The organism is Nesterenkonia haasae, assembly GCF_010119385.1.
GTDB lineage: Bacteria > Actinomycetota > Actinomycetes > Actinomycetales > Micrococcaceae > Nesterenkonia > Nesterenkonia haasae.
The window spans coordinates 1-513 of sequence record NZ_VFIE01000050.1 but is presented as its reverse complement, the minus strand read 5'-3'; the positions used below and the strand labels follow the sequence as shown (position 1 = coordinate 513).

The following is a 513-nucleotide window of genomic DNA, read 5'->3' as shown; positions in this document are numbered from 1 at the left end:
GCTGGGGGGCAACCCGAGCCAGATCGAGAACGCCGCGGAAATCGGCATGGAACACAACCTGGGCCTGACCTGCGACCCGATCGGCGGCCTGGTGCAGATTCCCTGCATCGAGCGCAATGCAATGGGCGCGGTGAAGGCGATCAATGCCTCGCGCATGGCGATGCGTGGCGACGGCAAGCACAAGGTGTCGCTGGACAAGGTCATCAAGACCATGCGCGATACCGGCCGCGACATGCAGGACAAGTACAAGGAAACCAGCCGCGGTGGCCTGGCGGTGAACGTCATCGAGTGCTGAGGGCGACCGGCTCCGGCGCGATGGCGACGGGCCACAGGTAGAGTCGACTGTCAGTCGACCATCGCGCGCAGCGCGGGATTTCCGCGGCCTGATGGAAGAGCAGTCGACCAACAGTCGACTCTACCCGGTCACCCTTGCCCGAACGGGCGACACCGTCACCGCGTTCCGGTTAGGCTCGGGGCTTCCCCACCCCGGATTGCCCCATGCGCGTGATCGCT

At 65.5% G+C, this 513-nt stretch carries 1 protein-coding gene; it reads left to right on the top strand.

Annotation, left to right across the window (positions count from 1 at the left end):
• A partial coding sequence (locus FH975_RS16235; protein ID WP_202923327.1) for an L-serine ammonia-lyase, iron-sulfur-dependent, subunit alpha occupies positions 1-295 on the top strand: 295 nt, incomplete at its 5' end.
• Positions 296-513: the final 218 nt, after the last annotated feature.